We start from the raw sequence: 18,620 nt of genomic DNA on the forward strand, positions 1-18,620 counted from the left end.
ACACTCATGACAACTTTTGCCACCGATTCGATTCTCGTTCTCCTGGAAACCGCGCCGGGTCCCGCCTTGGCCAAGAACCATGCCGAGCTGCTGGGCGCCGCGGCGGCCGTGGGAACCCCCGTGGCACTGGTGTCCGGGCCGGCGCAGGCCCTGCCCGCGCTGGCGGCGCAGGCCAGCTCCTCCGGGGCCGTCCAGGTGCTGACGGTGCCGTTGGAGGGCCGGCCGACCGTCCCGCTGGTGGATGCCCTGCAGGCAGCCGCCGCTCTGGTCCAGCCGCAGGCGGTCCTGGCCGGCCACACCGACTCCAGCCGCGAGGTCGCGGCCCGTTTCGCCGTGCGCGCGCGGGCCTCGCTGAGCGTCGACGCCGTCGGAGTTTCCCGGGATGACCAGGGTGTTGTCGCATCGCATGCGATCTACGGCGGAAGCTTCTCCACCACCAGCGCCCCAACCTTCGGCGCTCCGGTGATCACCGTGCGGGTGGGCAGCATCGAGGCCCGCGCCGACGCGCAGCCGGAGCAGTCCACCGCATTGGAGGTCGCCGCCAGCGGCAAGCCGGACATCGAGGTCACCAACCTGGAGACCATCGAGTCGACTTCCTCTCGCCCGGAACTGCGTTCTGCGGACCGGGTGGTCTCCGGCGGCCGCGGTCTGGGCAGCGCGGAGCAGTTCGCGCTGGTGGAGCAGCTGGCCGATGCATTGGGGGCCGCCGTGGGCGCATCCCGCGCCGCAGTGGATGCGGGCTTCGTTCCCCATGCAGCGCAGGTTGGCCAGACCGGCGTCTCGGTCTCCCCGCAGCTGTATGTGGCGCTGGGAATTTCCGGGGCCATCCAGCACAAGGCGGGGATGCAGACCGCCAAGACCATCGTGGTCATCAACAAGGACGCCGACGCACCGATCTTCGACATCGCCGACTTCGGCGTGGTCGGCGACGTGTTCAAGGTGGTTCCGCAGCTGATCGCGGCGCTGGAAGCCGCGAAGGGCCGGTAGCCATGAGCACCCCGACTCGTCTGCCGCGCCAGGGGCTGCCGCGCATTCCCGGCGGCGAACCGTGGCCTCCTGCCAAGTTCCTGGCCGCGGCCTCCGAAGCGCTCCCTGCCGATCCCGGCCAGCTCGATGCCGCGCAGCCATCCGCCACGGCTCCCGCTATCGAAGGTCCCGCCGCCGAAAGTTCCACTGTGGACAGTCCTGCGGCCGGGAATCCGGTGGTTGAGGCTCCTGCGCCACCGGTGCAGTCCGCTTCCCCGGCGGCTGCAGTAGCAGGCACCCTGCGTCGCGGTCTGCCGCGTGTGCCGGGCGGGGAGTCTTGGCCTCCGGCGGAAAGGTCCGTGGCGCCGGCCGGTTTGGCCGATGCAACCGAAGCTGCCTCCCTGCCGGCGGAAGTCGCGCCCGCCGCAGAACCGGCCGTCGCCGCGTCAGCTGGCACGGTAGCTTCCGAACCATCTGCCCCTGAGGTCCAGGCATCGGCCGATCCGGCCGCTGAATCCGCTCCGGCGGGGAAGCTACGCCGCGGGCTGCCCCGGACACCCGGCGGCCAGCTATGGCCTCCGGTCTCGGCCGCTCCGGCCCACTCGGTTCCGGCGACTCCTGCCCCCAAGAGCACTGTACCCGCACAGCCCGCAGCCCCCGCTGCGCAGGAACCCGTCGCACCGGCAACGCCGACCAAACCTGCCGCGGCACGTGTGGCGAAGCCCGAAGCACCTGAACCCCAGGCTAAGTTGACCCAGCCCGTTGCGGCGGCGGCCTCGGTTGCCGAGCCCGCGCCAGCGCCTGCCCCAGCGGCGGCCGCATCGGCCAAGCCGACTGCGGCACCACAGCCGCGCAAGCCGCTCGCCCCGGCAACTGCCCCAGCAAGGCCTGCCGCGGCTGCCACGGCGGCACCCAGGAAGTCCGAGCCGAAGCGCCACGGCCCGCTGACCACCAGGCAGTGGGTGCTGGCCGGGGTGCTGGGCGCCTTCTGCGCACTGGGCATGGCCACCGCGGTCGTCCTGCTGGCCCGCTGGTTCGTCGGGTTCGACGCGATCTCCAGCTTCATCGCCCGCTACCCGGGCGAATACCACCTGCCCGAGTCGGCACCCGTGGGAATCCCGGGATGGCTGGCCTGGAACCACTTCTTCAACCTGTTCCTGATGGTCTTGATCATCCGTACAGGGTTGCAGGTCCGGCACCAGCGCAAACCGCCTGCCTACTGGTCTTCGAAACGCAGCCCCAAGGTGAGCATCAACCTGTGGCTGCACCAGAGCCTGGACCTGCTCTGGCTGGTTAACGGCCTGGTGTTCGTGGTCCTGTTGTTCGCTTCCGGGCACTGGATGAGAATCATCCCGACCTCCTGGGAAGTTTTCCCGCACGCCATCTCCGCCGCACTGCAGTACATGACGCTGGATTGGCCCACGGAGAACGGCTGGGTGAACTACAACGCGTTGCAGCAGCTGGCCTACTTCGCGACGGTATTCATCGCCGCGCCGCTGGCGGCCGCCACCGGATTCCGCCTCAGCGCGTTCTGGCCCAAGAACGCGACGGCGCTGACCAAGCGCTATCCGATCGAAGTGGCCCGCGCGCTGCACTTCCCCACCATGCTCTACTTCGCGCTGTTCATCGTGGTGCATGTGGCGCTGGTGTTGTCCACTGGGGCCCTGCGCAACCTGAACCACATGTTCGCAGCCCAGGGTTCCACGGATCCGACCGCGTTCGCCGACAATTGGACCGGTCTGTGGCTGTTCGCCGTGGCCATCATGGCCACCGCGGCCGCCTGGGCTGCCTGCCGGCCGATGATCCTGGCGTCCATTGCCCGGCTCTTCGGAAAGGTCAGCGCACGGTAGGCAACGTATGGGTTTTTGCCGGTGGCGCAAACTGCCTCGCCCGGCCCGCCGCCTGCGCCTAGGATCGTTGATGAGGACCCATCCGATAGGAACTAAAGGGGAATGCAGGCATGGACCACCATCACGATACCGAGGAGCTTCGCGGAGTCGAGTTCTGGGAGAAGCACTACGGCGGCTCCGAGCGCGTCTGGTCGGGCAAGGTCAACCAGGTCATCGAGCGACTGGTCACTCCGCTGGCCCCCGGAACCTCCCTTGACCTGGGCAGCGGCGAGGGAGGCGACGTGATGTGGATGGCCTCCCGCGGATGGCAGGCCACCGGTGTCGACATCTCCCCGACCGCGGTGGAGCGTGCCCGGCAGGACGCGGCGAAACACGGCTTCACCGAGCCGCAGGCCACTTTCATCGCCGCGGACCTGTCCGAGTGGAGCACCTCCCAGACCTTCGACCTGGTGACGCTGAGCTTCTTCCAGGCGCCGTTCGAGTTCGCGCGCGCCGAGATCCTGCGCAAGGCCGCGCAGCTGGTGGCCCCCGGTGGGCATCTGCTGGCGCTGTCCCATGCCGCACGGCCTTCCTTTGCCCCGGCCTTCGATGGCGAGGTTCCCGCCTTCCCGCAGCCGGATACCGAGCTCGAAGCGTTGCAGCTGGATTCCGATCAGTGGAGCGTCCTGCAGGCGGAAGTCATCGAACGCGAGATCACCGATCCCAACGGGAACCCGGCCACGCTTGAAGACACCGTGGTGTTCATCCAGCGCAAGCAGTAGACGCCAAAACCAAAGATCCCCTTGGACCTGCGCTGCAGCAGGTGCAAGGGGATCTTTGCCGGCCGGACTCACGGCCGAGACCTAGATGCCCACACGGATCTAGGCCAGACTATGGGTCCTTTCAGGCTGGTAGGTTTCCAACTTGACCGAAGCGCGGACCATTTCCCGCAGGTCCACTTGGCTGCCTGCCAGCGTGCGCAGTTGAACCAGCACGTTACCCAGAGCGGTGCACTCCACAGGCCCGGCGACCACCGGAACCCCCGCGAGATCTGCGGTACGCTGGCACAGCAGCCTGCCCTGCGACCCGCCCCCGACAACATGGATGTTCTCCGGCTCGAAACCGCCGAACGCCGCAGCCGCGAACGCCTCGGTTGCAAAGCTGGACGCCAAGGACTCGATGATCACGCGGATCAATTCCGCACGGGTGGACGGCGCCGCCCCTCCTGCAGCAACCACAGCTTCGCTGACGCGCTGTGGCATCCGTCCCGGTGCCAGGAATCTCTCGTCCTGCGGGGCGATGAGCACCGCCGGGACCGGCAAGGTCTGGGCTTCGGCCAGCAGCTCGTCAAGGATTGTTTCCGGCTCGCCGGACTGAGCGGACTGCTCGTTCCAGTAGCGGATGGACTCGCTGAGCAGGAATGTCCCGGTCACGTTCTTAAGGAATCGAACACTCTGGTCCAGCCCCAGCTCATTGGTAAAGCCAGCCTGTTGCGCCTCGCGGCTGAGTACCGGGGCTTCGAGTTCTACCCCGACCAGTCCCCAAGTTCCGCACGACACGTACGCCGAGCGCGGGCCCGCCAGAGGGGTCGCGGCCACGGCGCTGGCCGTGTCGTGCGAGGCCACCGCCACCACTTTCACCTCCGGCTCGGCACCTAGCTCGGCAGCCAGATGCGGGAGCAGGGTCCCCAGCACTTGGCCCGGATGAATCAGTTCGGGCAGCTTACCGTCTACACCCAGATATGAGGCAAGCTGCTCATCCCAACCACCGGTGCGCTGGTTGAGCAGCCCGGTGGTGGACGCATTCGTCCACTCGCAGCGCGCGACCCCGGTCAGCAGCCAGTTAATGTAGTCGGGAACGAGAAGCACTGCCTGCGCGTCCCGCAATCGCGACTGCGCACGCTCCGCCTCCAGCTGGTACACGGTATTGAAGGGCAGGAACTGCAGGCCGTTGCGGTCGAAGAGCTCCGCCCGGTCGAAATGCCGTTCCAGCGCCGGCACCGCGCGCTGGTTGCGCGGGTCCCGGTAGTGCCGCACCTGGCCCAGGCGTTGAGCGCCGTCCAGCAGCGCATAGTCCACCGCCCAGGAGTCCACGCCGATGGAGGCGATTTCCGGACGCTGCGCAAACGCCAGCCGAAGCCCGTGGCGGATCTGCGCCCACAGCTCGTCGATGTCCCAGGACAGGGCCTCGGCTGGCGCGCCCTCCTCCAGTGAGGATAAGGGCACCGGACCATTGGCAAAGCGGTGCACCAGCCGCAGCTCGAGCTTGCCGTCCACCAACTCGCCGATCATGACCCGACCGCTGGTGGCGCCCAGGTCAATCGCGGCGACCGGTGCCTGAAACTCGCGGCTCATCGCAGGAACGCTGCCGCGACGCCGGAGTCCACCGGGATGTGCAAGCCGGTGGTACGGGTCAGCTCCGGTCCGGTGAGCACGTACACCGCGTCGGCGATGTTCTCCGGAACGACCTCGCGCTTGAGGATGGTCCTGTTCGCGTAGAACTGGCCCAGGTCCTCCTCCGCCACGCCGTAGGTGGCGGCGCGGTTGGCGCCCCAGCCGGAGGCGAAGATGCCCGAGCCGCGCACCACGCCGTCGGGGTTAATGCCGTTGACGCGCACGCCATGCTCGCCCAGTTCCACGGCCAGCAGCCGCACCTGGTGCGCCTGGTCGGCCTTGGTGGCCGAATAGGCGATGTTGTTCGGGCCAGCGAAGACCGAGTTCTTGGAGGAAATGTAGATGATATCTCCGCCCAATTTCTGGTCGATCAGCACCTTCGCCGCGGCCTTGGAAATCAGGAAGGAGCCCTTGGCCATGACATCGTGCTGCAGGTCCCAGTCTGCTTCCGTGGTTTCCAGCAACGACTTGGACAGCGAAAGCCCGGCGTTGTTGACCACCAAGTCCAGCCCGCCAAAGGCCAGCACTGCTTGGTCAATGGCGGCCTGGACGGCAGCGGCGTCCGCCACGTTCGCGGCCACGCCGACGGCGACATCCGCATCACCGAGTTCGGCGGCCGCCGCTTGGGCCTTGGCAAGGTCCAAGTCGGCAATGACAACGCAGGCTCCTTCAGCGGCCAGGCGCTTGGCGATTGCCTTGCCGATACCGGAGGCTGCGCCGGTGACCAACGCAATTCGTCCCTGATGCGACTTGGGCTTGGGCATGCGCTGCAGCTTGGCCTCTTCCAGGGCCCAGTACTCGATGCGGAACTTCTCTGCATCGGAGATCGGGGTGTAGGTATCCAGCGCCTCGGCACCGCGCATCACGTTGATGGCGTTGAGGTAGAACTCGCCGGCTACGCGAGCGGTCTGCTTGTTCGCACCGAAAGAGAACATCCCGACTCCAGGCACAAGGACAATCAGCGGGTCCGCGCCGCGCATGGCCGGGGAATTCTCGTCCTTATGCGCGTCATAGTAGGCCTGGTAGTCCGCACGGTATTCGACGTGGAGTTCTTTCAGCCGATCCAGCTGTTCTTCCACGCTGGCAGTTGCCGGCAGATCCAGCACCATCGGCTTGACCTTGGTGCGCAGGAAGTGGTCCGGGCAGCTGGTGCCCAAGGCTGCCAGCGGCGACAGCTTCTCACGCGACATGAAGTCCAGCACACGCTCGTCGTCAGTGAAATGGCCAACCATCGGCTTGTCGGTACTGGCAAGACCGCGAATGGTCGGGGCCAGCGCGGCGGCGCGAGCAGTGCGCTGCTCAGCTGGGAGAGCTTCGAAACCGGCTACGACCGGACCGAATGGCTCCGCTGCTCCGTGCTCTTCGATGTACGCCGCGGCGGTGTCGATGATCCACAGCGAGTTCGCTTCGGATTCCTCGGAGGTCTCGCCCCAGGCGGTGATGCCGTGGCCACCCAAGATGCAACCAACGGCCTGCGGATTGCCTTCCTTGATGGCGGCGATGTCCAAGCCCAGCTGGAAGCCCGGACGGCGCCAGTCCACCCAGGCGACCTTGTCGCCGAAGATCTTTGCGGTCAGTTCGCGGCCATTGGCGGCCGTGGCGATCGCAATGCCCGAGTCCGGGTGCAGGTGGTCCACGTGGTTGGCGTCGACCAGGCCATGCATGGCGGTGTCGATGGACGGCGCGGCGCCGCCCTTGCCGTGCAGGCAGTAGTCGAAGGCGACGACCATTTCGTCTTCGCGTTCCACGCCAGGGTAGACGTTGACCAACGCGCGCATGCGGTCCAAGCGAAGAGTGGACAGCCCCTTTTCGGTCAGGGTGCCAAGGTCCCCGCCCGATCCCTTGACCCAGAGCAGCTCGATGTCCTCGCCGGTGACCGGATCGGTGGCGGTGCCCTTTGCCGAGGTGTTGCCTCCGGCGTAATTGGTGTTTTTCTTATCCGCACCCAACCGGTTGGATCGTTGAATCAGTTCCTGTGCGGTGGTGCGTGTCGCGATGGTGTTGCTCATGGTGTTCTTGTCTTCCGACTCGTTAATTTGCATTGGGAGCAGACGTTCTCAGGCCTCGATTTTGGAAGCCCTGGTTTCATATCCATAACGCTCCAGCTCGATCTCTTCCAGCGACTTGCCGCGAGTTTCCGGCGCCCAAATGGTGCCGATCAGCAAGGCGACTACCAGCAGGCCGATGATCAGCAGGCCCAGCTTTTCCAAGCCCCAGCTGGTGAGCAGCACCGGGAACACGAGTGAGAGCAGGCCTACCAGCACACGGGCAAGCATGAACAGCACCCCCTGTGCGCTGGCGCGATAGCGCGTGGCGAAGAGCTCCGCGGTCCATAGCCCGTAGAATGCCTGCGCGCCGATACCAGCGGAAATACCCCAAGCCACCGCGTAGAACAGCAGCGAGAAGGTGCCGGGAGGGGCGAAGATCAGCACGACCCAAGCTACGACGCCCAGCAAGGCGCCGGCGAAGTACAGCCAGCGTCGCGAGACCTTGTCGCCATACTTCATGAACCCGAAGTAGGTGGCTGCCGCGGTCAGCACCCAGACAAGGACCTGCAGCAGGTTCTGCTGGGTCGCCGATTCGACACCGGCAGCCTCGTAGACCCGTGGCTGGAAGATGCCAGCCTGGCCTGCCACGGTATTCCACAGCCCATAGACTCCGAGCAGGAAGAAAAGCGCGCTCCAGTTGCGACGGTCAGCCAGCAGCCCGCGCATGCCGGAGAAGAAGGATACCTCCACGCCAGCTGCCGTTTCCGCGGCCCGTTGTTCCTTCCAGCGGGTCGATTCGGGCAGCCCGCGGCGCACCCACCAGGTCACGGCCGCAACGATGAACAGGTGGAAGAAGATCATGCGGGAGCCGTTGACACCCCACGGTTCCACCAAAATAGCCAGCGCGAAACCGATGGCGGGGCCAATCGACCACGCCAGCTGGGCGGTGCCCACGTGCGCCGCACGCGATTCCCGAGGGGCTTCCTCGGCGATGTAGGTCCACGAGGCCGGCACACCGGCACCGACCGCGATACCCATGAGGACCACGCCAATGATCAGCAGGCTCGTACCCGAGGAGAAGGTGATCATCAGGGCACCGATCATGAACACGATCAGGTCATAGGTGTAGATGAACTTGCGTCCCAGGCGGTCGCACAGCGGACCACCGATCAATGCACCCAGCGCGGCGCCGAAGGCGTTGGCCGAGACGGCGGCAATCACGCCGACCAGCGCGTCGTCGAATCCGAACGCGCCCTGCCATAGGCTGAGGCTGGTGGCCAGCGCAATGATGGCTCCGGCTTCAATGTAGTTGCTCATTGCCACCGCGATGGTGGCCTTCCACCCTGTGATGCCGCGCTTCTTTGCAACGGTAGTCATCGTCATGCTCCCCAGCTTGCCTGGACGCCGCCAGCGCGTTCGTTTTCAATAGTTGATTGGTAATCCAAGGCGCGGAAGGCTTCCATCGGGTCGGCCGGCAACCCGCGCGAGGCGCGCCACTGGGCTAGTTCCTCTCGCACGTCGGTGTAGAAGGCATTCATGAAGATCTCGTTGGCCTTCAGCACGTCGCCGGAAAGCTGGGCTTCGGTCAGCGCGACCCTGTCGATCAGCAACGCCCGAGCGGTCATTTCCTGCACGTTCAGGACACTTCGAATCTGGCCCAGGATCTTGTTCTCGACATTGTGGCACTGGTCGAGCATGAAGGTGATCGGGGTATTTTCTTCGAGTCCACCCCCACGGTGGACCTCGGCCATGATGCGGAAGAGCTGATACGGATCGGCCGCACCAACGATGAGGTCGTCGTCCGCGTAGAATCGCGAGTTGAAGTCAAACGATCCCAGCTTGCCAAGACGCAGTAGCTGCATCACGATGAACTCGATATTCGTGCCCGGTGCGTGGTGGCCGGTGTCCAGACAGACCATGGCTTTCTCCCCCAGTGCCGCGACCTGAGCGTAGGAAGTACCCCAGTCCGGAACATCGGTGTGGTAGAAAGACGGCTCGAAGAACTTGTATTCAAGCACCAGGCGATGGTTCTCACCCAGACCGGAGTAGATCTCGGACAGCGAGTCGGCAAGTCGGTCCTGACGGCCGCGCATGTCTGCCTGGCCCGGGTAGTTGGAACCTTCGGCCAGCCAGATCTTAAGGTCTCGCGAACCGGTGGCGTTCATGACGTCGATGCATTCAAGATGGTGGTCGATCGCCTTGCGGCGGATCTTGGGATCTTCGTGGGTCAGCGCACCGAATTTGTAATCATCGTCTTGGAAGGTGTTGGAGTTGATAGTACCTAGCTCAACGCCAAGGTCCTGGGCATGGCGGCGCAGGATCGAGTAGTCCTCCACTTTGTCCCAAGGAATATGAAGGGCAACGGCGGGGGCGAGCCCGGTCAGCCGGTTCACCTGGGCCGCGTCGGCAATCTTTTCGAAGGGATCGCGCGGGGTGCCCGGCGTGCCGTAGACCTTGAAGCGCGTACCGGAATTGCCATAGGCCCATGAGGGGACTTCAACGGCCAGGCGTTCAAGGGTGGTTAGGATCTCGGGGCTCAACTTTGCGCCCATGGATCTCTCCGTTCTGTCGTGCGTTGATAGAGGTGGGATGTTTTTCTGGCCTGACTGCTAGTCCGCAGTCGGAACGAGTGCGGCCATCTGGGACTCAAGATTGAAGACTTCTCCCAGCCGAAGCGCACTCTGGTCAGGTCTGCCGTCAAGGGAGACGAAGAAGTCGGCCATGTCGGCCTCCCACTGTGCGGTCCGAGGATCCGCGTCCAGTGCCACTTGGGCCGCCTCGTCGTCATCGGTCTCGTAGTAGCCGATGAGAAGACCATCCTCGCGGAGGAACAGCGAGTAATTCCTGCGACCAGCGTCACTGATGGCTTGCAGCATCTGCGGCCAGACAGCGGCATGGCGGTGCACGTACTCCTCCAGACGATCCTGCTTAACCTGAAGCTGGAAGCAAACTCGCATTGCCATCGGCCTTCCTCGTTGAAATGTGCCTGATCAGTCGCAGGACACCTAGTCCCATAGGCCATAAATGAATCGTTTCAATTGATGCGACTTCACCGAGTTTAGATTACTTGAACCGCATTATTCAAGAGAGACCTCGCGTGATTGTGCAATATTTTGAAACCTTTCAATTAAGGATGCCCGGAGACCTTCAACCACGCGGAGGATATACTCGCAAGGAGCAGTGAAAAGCAACGGAATGGAACACCTGTGACAGTCAGCGTGAAGGAAGTCGCCGCCGAGGCGGGGGTTTCCGTGGGCACGGTCTCCAACGTGCTCAACCGTCCGCAGGTCGTTTCCGAACGCACGGTCGCCAAAGTTACGGCAGCTATCGACAAACTCGGGTTCGTCCGCAACGATGCTGCGCGCCAGCTGCGCGCAGGACGTAGCCGCAGTTTCGGACTCATCGTGCTGGACACACGCAACCCGTTCTTCATGGACGTCACCCAAGGTGCCCAACACCGGGCGCTGGAGAACGGCTATACCGTCCTGACTGGCACCAGCGACAATTCATTGAGTAACGAGCAGCAACTACTTGACCTTTTCGAGGAGCAACGGGTGGCCGGCGTGCTCATCTCCCCCATGCACGGAGACATGGGCAAATTATGGAAATTGCGCAACTCCGGAACCCCGGTAGTCCTAGTGGACCGCGATAGCGGCGACCGCAGTTTTTCCTCGGTGTCGGTGGACGATGTGGAAGGCGGTCGTCTGGCCGCATCCCACCTGGTCGGCCTCGGACGGCGCCGGATCGCCTACGTCGGAGGACCGGATAGCATCGAACAAGTACGCCACCGGCTGGAGGGCGCTCGCGAGATCGTTGCAGGAACCCCCCAGGCGATTCTCGAATACATCCCCACCAAAAAACTGACCGTCATGGAAGGTCGAGCTGCCGGCGAGCGCATTGCCGCCATGGAGCCAAGGATTCGACCTGACGCTGTATTCGCTGCCAATGATCTGCTAGCCATGGGCCTATTGCAGGCCTTTGTCATGTCCAGAAAGATTCGTGTTCCCGAAGACATCGCTCTGATCGGCTACGACAATATTGATTTCGCGGAGTCGGCCATCGTGCCGATCACCACGATCAGCCAGCCGGCAGCCGAAATCGGGCGCACCGCAGTGGACGTCCTATTGCGAGAAGCCGACGCCGGCGAGGATGCGGTCCGCGAGCAATTCGTGTTCGCTCCCAAGCTCGTGGTGCGCGCATCCACCGCAGGAATCAAAAACACCTAGTCCAAAGTCAGATTCCAGAGACGGACTACGCCCTAAAACTCCTCCATCAGCCGTTCGTTGACCGACTCAATGGTGAACTCCGCAGGATCCGGGATCTCAAAATACGTGTCGGCCAGCCACTCCTGGACTTCTTCGTGTTCCGGATGCCCAGCGTCCCGGATGATGTCCATTTTGGCGTCCCACCCCTCGGTTCCGCCCGAGTTCTCCAGCGGCGAGAAGCGCCGGCCTCCGGTGCACCGCGGCAGGAATTCCCCGTCCCCGTCGAGGACCTTCTCCACGTCGATGCGCACCCGCCAGTCGTCGCCGAAGTCGTAGCTGTACTCCAGCCTGTCCTTCTCGGCCTTGAGCACCCCCGAAACCAGGGCCGCGGTTTCATCGACGTCGACTTCCAGCTCGGGGATGTCCGCCCCGTAGCTGGTTCCGTCGTAGAGTCCGGTGCGGAAGATGTGCAGGTGGGTGTTGTCCCAGTCGAAGGCGGCTTGGATGATGTCATGCAGGTCGCCCAGGTGCAGGTCCATGGGCACCAGCACCCGGCGCCAGATCGGCGGCTTGGTATCCCGCAGTCCGAGCTTCAGCTGCAGGACCTTCCCGGTATACGGCTCGGTGCGTGCGGGGCGGAACAGCTCTTCTTCCTCCCAGTCCGCGGCGTCGCCGTAGAGTGATTCCTCGTCGTCTTCGGGGCCCAGCTCCTCGTCTTCCAGGTCTGCCAGAATGGTCTGCACCATGGGCGGCACCGTGTAGTAGTCGCCGGATTCGACGATTCCCAGATCAATCATTTCCCGCATTCGTGCGTGGGCCTTCGCCCAGACTTCCTCGCTGCGGTCCGGGTACCGATCTTCCGCCACCAAATGGGGCTCGCCGTCCTGGGCTGCGGTAAGCCAGCCCAGCGTCAGATCCCAAACTTCGTCGGCTTCCTCGTTGCCTTCTTCCGGCGTCGCGATCAGCAGCTGGACCATCGAACGCACCAGCAGATAGGTGGCACCCAAACCCACGTCGCCTTCGGCCGACACGAATCCCTCGGCATTCTCCATGAGCTGCGGCTGGCCGAAGTCGAGGCTCAGCACCCCTGCCATAGCCAGGCTCATGAAGACATAACCCATGATGATCTCACGGCGGTCGCCGGTAATTCCGGAGGGAATTGATGCTTCCAGCTCTTGCAGGGCGGACTGGATGAAAGGCTTGGGGTTTTTGGAGTTCCACCGGCGTTCCGGCGATTGGGCAACCCACGCGGCCATCGCGTGCCCGAGCGCGACTACCGGCATGGCATCGAACTGCGCTTTCGCAGCGGCCTCGCGCTCTTCCGTGCTCAGCTCGGCTTCTTCCTCCAAGATCCCGCCGATTCCAGGACCCCCGTTGAACGAAAACTGCGTGCTGTGCAGGCCTTCGCGCAGCATCTCCAGCTCTCTGGCGTGATGCTTCCAGAGTCCGGACTCCTCGAGGAACAGGCTGTAGGAAATCCAGGCCTCGGACAGGATCATGCCGAGGTGCTTCTGGTCCTCGCGGTGCTCCTCGCGCTCAACCAAGCCGTGGACAATGGCCACGATTGCCTGGGGATCGAAATCCGTCACCGAATCCAAACCAACGAGATCCGCGTAGAAGCTCAGCGAATCGCGCACCGCCATCAGATCCATTTCCACCGCACCGGTGCCCTGGTAGGTCTGCTCGTACCACCGCACGTAGTCCGGCGTCAGCGCGTCGAGACCCCGCTTGACCTTTGCATGGGCCAGCGACATCACGTTGGCGTTGACCTTCGCCGGATGCCCCTGCTTGCGTTGCGGCTTCTTCTTTTTCTTGGCCATGGGGACCACCTCTTTCCAGCGTCACCTTGCTTTCTTCAAGGTTACGGTGGTTCGCGTCCCGTTATCGCCTTATTGCCCGCGCAAAATACCGAACGACTGGAAATGCTGCCAGACTTCCGTGGAGCAGGGGCTGGCAGCATCCATGCGATGCCGGTCAACGAGCGGAGCGCCGCCGGGTGCGAGTCAGGCGGTCATGGAGGCCGGAGCGCTCAGCGCTTCGGAGATTCGATGCGCAGCCTGCTGGACCAGCGGAGCCACCAGCTCCATGGAGTCGCGGCCTCGCCCCACGAGCGACAAGGCGGCAACCGGCTTGCGGCGAACGCGGATGGCCGCTGCCACGCAGGTGATACCCTCATAGCTCTCGCCGGATTCGTAGGCCAGTCCCCCACGGCGTCGAATGCGGGCGAGTTCAGAGTACAGCAAGGTCGAGTCGGTCAGCGTCTTGCCGGTGACCCCGGGCAGGCCGTTGGCGAAAATCTCGTCCAGGTCCTCCGGATCCATCCACGCCAGCATCGACTTGCCCAGTGCGGTGCCGTGGGCAGGGTTGACGCCGCCCACGCGGGACGGGATGTTCACCGCGGTCGGGCCGCCCAGCTTATCCAGATAGCGGATGTTCGCGCCCTCCAGCACCGCGAGGTGCACCACCTTGCCGGTGCGGATCTGCAGATCGTGCAGCAGCGGCGCAGCTTCAGCGCGGATGCGGCTGCTGATCGAGTCGTTGTTGCGGTACTTCAGCGAGCGCCACCCCATGCCATAGCCGTCGGGTGCGTGCTCCAGCCATCCGAGTTGCACCAGCTGGTCGAGGATGCGGTGGGTTGTGGACCGCGGAAGGCCGGCACGGACGGTGATCTCGTCCAGAAGCAGGCGAGCATCCTGCGGCTCGAAGGCCTCCATGATCATCGTCATCCGGGAGACCATGGACGGTGCCTGGGTGGTGGCCTGAACGGTCGGGACAAGGGTTGGGACAGAGGTCAGAACGCTCATTTGGAAACCTTCCTGGGAAAAGGGATTCAGGTCTTCTACTGCGCTTCGCTGCGCAGGCCATGCTTGTGTCCACCTCGCGGAAGCTGCTGCAAAACTTCCATGTGATGTGAACCACGTCTTCGTTTTCATTCACTGTACACGTCACTACAGAGAAAAACTAGAACTAGTTTCAATTTATTTATCCCGCTCTCTGAGACAACAGAATCACGCCCCGAAGCGAGCTGTAGATACTGGAGTTTCACTTTGGAGGACGGATGACTACACACACTCAAACGGTTCGCGCACAGTCCACGGCACTGGCGGATCTCGCCCTGCGTCTGCGCGAGGCTGAACTCAACGGCGTTGCCATCAGCCCCATCCGCGACGAGCTGGCAGCCGGCGGCATCGAAGCCGCCTACGAGGTCCAGCGCCTGAACGAGGACCACGCGATCAGCGCCGGGCGCCGTGTCGTCGGCCGCAAGATCGGACTGACTTCGCCGGCCGTCCAGGCCCAAATGGGTGTGAACCAGCCTGATTTCGGGGTGCTGTTCGCAGACATGTGCCTGGCCGACGGCGAGCCGCTGGCCGCCAACGCGGTGCTGCAGCCGCGGGTCGAGGCGGAAATCGCGCTGGTCCTGAACAAGGACCTGCCGCACCCGGACACCACCATCAACGAGCTGATCTCCGCGGTGGACCACCTGCTTCCGGCCATTGAAATCGTCGGCTCCCGCATCGAGAACTGGGATATCTCGATTCTGGACACGATTGCGGACAACGCCTCCTGCGGGCAGATCGTCACCGGCACGGTGCCGGTGCTGCCCACGGCGCTGGACCTGTCGGCCGTCGGCATGGCCATGGAAGTCAACGGCAAGGTCCGCTCGGTCGGATCCGGCGCCGCCTGCCTGGGCCACCCGTACCGCGCCGCGCTCTGGCTGGTGCGCCGCATGGCTTCGCTCGGCCGGCCGCTGCGCGCCGGAGAAATCCTGATGACCGGGGCGCTGGGCCCCATGGTCGACTTCCCCGCCGGAGCCAACGCGGTGGCAACCATCCAGGGCCTGGGACAGGTCCGCATCACGCACGAGGAGAACTAATGGAACAGCACAATCGCTGGCCGGTGGCCATCATCGGCTCCGGCAACATCGGCACCGATTTGATGATCAAGGTCATGCGCGGCTCGACGCGCCTGGAAATGGGCGCCATGGTCGGCATCGACCCGGAATCCGACGGTCTGCGCCGCGCGGCCAAGTTCGGGGTGGCCACCACCGCTGAGGGCATCGACGGGCTGCTGGCGCTGCCGAACTTCAAGGACATCAAGATCGTTTTCGACGCGACCAGCGCCGGCGCGCACCGCGCCAATTGGGAGAAGCTGAAGGACACCGGGGTCCGCGTCCTTGACCTGACCCCTGCCGCCGTCGGCCCGTCCTGCATCCCGGTGGTCAACCTGGAAGACCACCTGGATGACTCGAACCTGAACATGGTCACCTGCGGCGGCCAGGCCACCGTGCCGATGGTCGCGGCCATCAGCGCCGTCGCCCCGGTGCGCTACGCGGAAATCGTTTCCTCGGTCTCCTCGCGCTCCGCAGGCCCGGGCACCCGCGCCAACATCGACGAATTCACCGAGACCACCTCGCAGGCGCTGGTGGACATCGGCGGCGCGGGCCGCGGCAAGGCCATCATGATCCTGAACCCCGCCGAGCCTCCGATGCTCATGCGCAACACCGTCTACGCGCTGGTGGAGGGCGATCCGGACCTGGGCCGGATCGAATCCTCGATCCTGGAGATGGCCGCCAAGGTGCAGGGCTACGTCCCGGGCTACCAGCTCAAGCAGGCGGTGCAGTTCGAGACCTTCACCGAGGAGAACCCGCTGCACCTGCCGGAATCCGGCAACTTCACCGGCGTGCGCGTCACCGTGATGCTCGAGGTCACCGGTGCGGCGCACTACTTGCCGGCCTACGCGGGCAACCTGGACATCATGACCTCGGCCGCCATGGCCGTGGCCGAACGCTGGGCGCAGCACCACTCAACCACCGCAGAAAACCCAGAACTCCAGGAGGCCCGGGCATGAGCAAGCTCTACATCTCAGATGTCACCCTGCGCGATGGCATGCACGCCATCCGCCACCAGTACAGCGTCGAGTCGGCAGTCGCCATCGCCACCGCCCTGGACAAGGCAGGGGTCGCCTCCATCGAGGTGGCCCACGGCGACGGCATCAACGGCTCCTCCTGCGTCTACGGCTTCGGCGCCCACACCGACCTGGAGTGGATCTCCGCGGTGGCCGCCGCGGTGAAGAACGCCAAGGTCGCCACCCTGGCGCTGCCGGGCATCGCCACCATCACGGATCTCAAGGCCGCCAACTCGGCCGGCGCCACCGTAGTGCGCATCGCGACCCACAGCACCGAAGCCGACGTCTCCGCGCAGCACATCGCCGCCGCGCGCGAGCTGGGCATGGACACCGTCGGCTTCCTGATGATGTCCCACATGACCGAGCCGGCCGAGCTGGCCCGCCAGGCCAAGCTCATGGAAAGCTACGGCGCGACCTGCGTGTACGTGGTGGACTCCGGCGGAGCGTTGACCCCGAAGGGCGTGGGCGAACGCGTCGACGCCTTCCGCCAGGTGCTGGATCCGGCCACCGAGATCGGCATCCACGCCCATGAGAACCTCTCGCTGAGCATCGCGAACTCGCTGACCGCCGTGGAGCACGGCGCGAACCGGGTGGACGCGTCGCTGGCAGGCATGGGCGCAGGAGCGGGCAACGCCCCGCTGGAGGCGTTCATCGCCGCCGCGGACAAGTACGGCTTCGAGCACGGCTGCGATTTGACAACCCTCATGGACGCCGCGGACGACCTGGTCCGCCCGCTGCAGGACCGCCCGGTGCGCGTGGACCGCGAGACCCTCTCGCTGGGCTACGCCGGGGTGTACTCCAGCTTCCTGCGCCATGCCGAAGCCGCCAGCGAGCGCTACGGCATCCCGACCACCGACATCCTCATGGAACTGGGCAAGCGCCGCATGGTCGGCGGCCAGGAAGACATGATCGTGGACGTCGCGCTGGACCTCATCGGCCAGAAGTAGCTGCGCCAGCGAAGTACTGAAAGGAAAAGACCGTGAATGCAGTAGCACTGGGGGCACAGACCCCGCCCGTCTCAGATCCGATGGCGTTCCGCAACGTCCTGGGACACTTCCCGACCGGCGTCGTGCTGATCACCGGCATCACCGAGGACAGCGAACCGGTCGGCATGATCGTCGGTTCCTTCACCTCGGTGTCGCTGGATCCGCCGCTGGTGGGCTTCCTGCCCACGGTGGCCTCCTCCACCTTCAAGAAGCTGCGCACCGCCAGCTCCTTCTGCGTGAACGTGCTGGCCGCCGACCAGGAAGAGCTGTGCCGCCGCTTCGCCGGCCGCGCGCCGAACAAGTTCGAGGACATCGAGTGGACCCTCGCTCCGTCCGGAGCCCCGGTGCTGGAGGGAGCGGTCGCCTACATCGACTGCACCTTCGAATCCATCACCGACGCCGGGGACCACTACATCGTGGTCGGCGCGGTGCAGGAGCTGCAGGTCTGCTCCCCGGTGGCCCCGCTGCTGTTCTTCCAGGGCGGCTACGGGCGCTTTGCCCCGCTGTCGCTGCATGCGCCGTTCGAGACCGACCTGATCCGCGGGGTGCGCCGCGCGGAACGCCACAGCTCGACGATGAAGCAGCTCGCGGCATCGCTGGACGCGGATATTTCCACCATGGCGGTCATCGGCGACGAGATGGCGGTGATCGTCTCCGGCACCGGCGAGTTCCACGACGGGCAACGCCTAGGCGAACGCATCCCGCTGATGCCGCCCATGGGCGAAATGTGCCTGGCCTGGGAGGACGAGGAAACCATCGAGCGCTGGCTGGCCCGCGCCCTGCCGGCGGACGAATGCACCCCCCAGGACTACCGCGCCCGCCTGCAGGTGGCCCGCGACCGGGGCTGGTCGGTGACCATGCGCGGGGACTACGCAGATGACGAGGTCTACTCGGTGCTGCGCGAATACTCCTCGGGCCTGTACACCCCGGCCCAGGAGCGCAGGCTGCGCGAGATCATCGCGCAGACCTCCTCCGGCTACGCCCCGGTGGACTTCGGCGCAGAGGGAAGCTACGACGTGGATTCGCTGCTGGCTCCGGTCCGCGACGCCGCCGGCAAGGTCCGTCTGGTGCTGCGCGCCTCCGGCCTGCCGCAGGGCGCTTCCGGCGCCCAGGTGCTGGCTTGGGCCCAGGAACTGGTGCGCACCGCGGAAGAAATGAGCGGCGCCGAAGACTAGGCCGCCTCATCCTCCAGCCCGGGTAAGACCTCCGACGGAAATTTTCCGCCGGGGGTCTTCTCCGTCGCATTGCTCACAAGCGCCGAGCCGGATCGACCGCCGAGGGACAATCCGAACTCGCAGAGCGTATTATCCGTACATAGTGGTAGACAGCGAATGTGATATTCGGGATT

At 64.8% G+C, this 18,620-nt stretch carries 15 protein-coding genes; 8 read left to right on the forward strand and 7 right to left on the reverse strand.

Going from position 1 to position 18,620, the window contains the following annotated elements; genetic code table 11:
- Nucleotides 1–6 precede the first annotated feature (6 nt).
- The 3 genes from DFO58_RS17075 (at nt 7) to DFO58_RS17085 (ending at nt 3,577) form a co-directional block, all read left to right on the forward strand.
- Complete coding sequence (locus tag DFO58_RS17075; RefSeq protein WP_120991815.1) at nt 7–987, forward strand: electron transfer flavoprotein subunit alpha/FixB family protein; 981 nt, start codon at nt 7–9, stop codon at nt 985–987.
- Between the two features lie 2 nt (nt 988–989).
- On the forward strand, nt 990–2,816 hold the full coding sequence (locus DFO58_RS17080) for a cytochrome b/b6 domain-containing protein (protein WP_082344883.1): 1,827 nt from the start codon (nt 990–992) through the stop codon (nt 2,814–2,816).
- Nucleotides 2,817–2,926: 110 nt separating this feature from the next.
- Entirely contained in the window at nt 2,927–3,577 is a 651-nt protein-coding gene (locus DFO58_RS17085) for a class I SAM-dependent methyltransferase (RefSeq protein ID WP_053799066.1), read from the forward strand.
- Between the two features lie 99 nt (nt 3,578–3,676).
- Here the strand turns inward: DFO58_RS17085 and DFO58_RS17090 are convergent, their stop codons facing one another.
- Genes DFO58_RS17090 through DFO58_RS17110 form a run of 5 tightly spaced genes read right to left on the reverse strand, consistent with a single transcriptional unit; the run spans nt 3,677 to nt 10,133 of the window.
- Nucleotides 3,677–5,149, reverse strand: coding sequence for a rhamnulokinase family protein (locus DFO58_RS17090; protein ID WP_120991816.1), 1,473 nt, complete (start codon nt 5,147–5,149; stop codon nt 3,677–3,679).
- The gene (locus DFO58_RS17095) at nt 5,146–7,197 is read right to left on the reverse strand and encodes a bifunctional aldolase/short-chain dehydrogenase (protein ID WP_120991851.1); all 2,052 of its coding nucleotides are present in this window, start codon (nt 7,195–7,197) and stop codon (nt 5,146–5,148) included. Before DFO58_RS17095 ends, DFO58_RS17090 begins: the two co-directional genes overlap by 4 nt.
- A gap of 48 nt (nt 7,198–7,245) precedes the next feature.
- Nucleotides 7,246–8,553 (reverse strand): MFS transporter, encoded by a 1,308-nt coding sequence (locus tag DFO58_RS17100; protein ID WP_220668572.1) that lies wholly within the window; start codon nt 8,551–8,553, stop codon nt 7,246–7,248.
- A 2-nt stretch (nt 8,554–8,555) separates the two neighbouring features.
- A complete protein-coding gene (gene rhaI, locus DFO58_RS17105) occupies nt 8,556–9,728 on the reverse strand; it encodes an L-rhamnose isomerase (protein WP_120991817.1) in 1,173 nt (390 codons plus the stop codon).
- Nucleotides 9,729–9,785: 57 nt separating this feature from the next.
- The gene (locus DFO58_RS17110) at nt 9,786–10,133 is read right to left on the reverse strand and encodes an L-rhamnose mutarotase (protein ID WP_120991853.1); all 348 of its coding nucleotides are present in this window, start codon (nt 10,131–10,133) and stop codon (nt 9,786–9,788) included.
- A 261-nt stretch (nt 10,134–10,394) separates the two neighbouring features.
- Here DFO58_RS17110 and DFO58_RS17115 point away from each other — a divergent pair, with 261 nt between their 5' ends.
- Nucleotides 10,395–11,402 (forward strand): LacI family DNA-binding transcriptional regulator, encoded by a 1,008-nt coding sequence (locus DFO58_RS17115; protein WP_353616390.1) that lies wholly within the window; start codon nt 10,395–10,397, stop codon nt 11,400–11,402.
- 32 nt (nt 11,403–11,434) lie between these two features.
- On the opposite strand, the gene DFO58_RS17120 is transcribed toward DFO58_RS17115, so the two are convergent.
- A complete protein-coding gene (locus DFO58_RS17120) occupies nt 11,435–13,201 on the reverse strand; it encodes a plasmid pRiA4b ORF-3 family protein (protein ID WP_120991819.1) in 1,767 nt (588 codons plus the stop codon).
- A gap of 183 nt (nt 13,202–13,384) precedes the next feature.
- Complete coding sequence (locus DFO58_RS17125) at nt 13,385–14,185, reverse strand: IclR family transcriptional regulator (RefSeq protein ID WP_120991820.1); 801 nt, start codon at nt 14,183–14,185, stop codon at nt 13,385–13,387.
- A gap of 254 nt (nt 14,186–14,439) precedes the next feature.
- On the opposite strand from DFO58_RS17125, the gene mhpD reads away from it, so the two are divergent.
- The 4 genes from mhpD to DFO58_RS17145 are packed head-to-tail and all read left to right on the forward strand — an operon-like array spanning nt 14,440 to nt 18,447.
- The gene (gene mhpD / locus DFO58_RS17130) at nt 14,440–15,255 is read left to right on the forward strand and encodes a 2-keto-4-pentenoate hydratase (protein ID WP_047120418.1); all 816 of its coding nucleotides are present in this window, start codon (nt 14,440–14,442) and stop codon (nt 15,253–15,255) included.
- Nucleotides 15,255–16,229 carry an acetaldehyde dehydrogenase (acetylating) gene (locus DFO58_RS17135; RefSeq protein ID WP_183043248.1) on the forward strand — a complete coding sequence of 325 codons (975 nt, stop codon included), beginning with the start codon at nt 15,255–15,257 and terminating at the stop codon, nt 16,227–16,229. The genes mhpD and DFO58_RS17135 overlap by 1 nt, the downstream gene beginning before the upstream one ends.
- A complete protein-coding gene (gene dmpG, locus DFO58_RS17140) occupies nt 16,226–17,233 on the forward strand; it encodes a 4-hydroxy-2-oxovalerate aldolase (protein ID WP_120991821.1) in 1,008 nt (335 codons plus the stop codon). The genes DFO58_RS17135 and dmpG overlap by 4 nt, the downstream gene beginning before the upstream one ends.
- A gap of 32 nt (nt 17,234–17,265) precedes the next feature.
- Entirely contained in the window at nt 17,266–18,447 is a 1,182-nt protein-coding gene (locus tag DFO58_RS17145) for a flavin reductase (protein ID WP_120991822.1), read from the forward strand.
- The last annotated feature ends 173 nt before the right edge of the window (nt 18,448–18,620 follow it).

The sequence above is a fragment of the Arthrobacter sp. AG1021 genome (assembly GCF_003633665.1).
Lineage (GTDB): Bacteria > Actinomycetota > Actinomycetes > Actinomycetales > Micrococcaceae > Glutamicibacter > Glutamicibacter soli.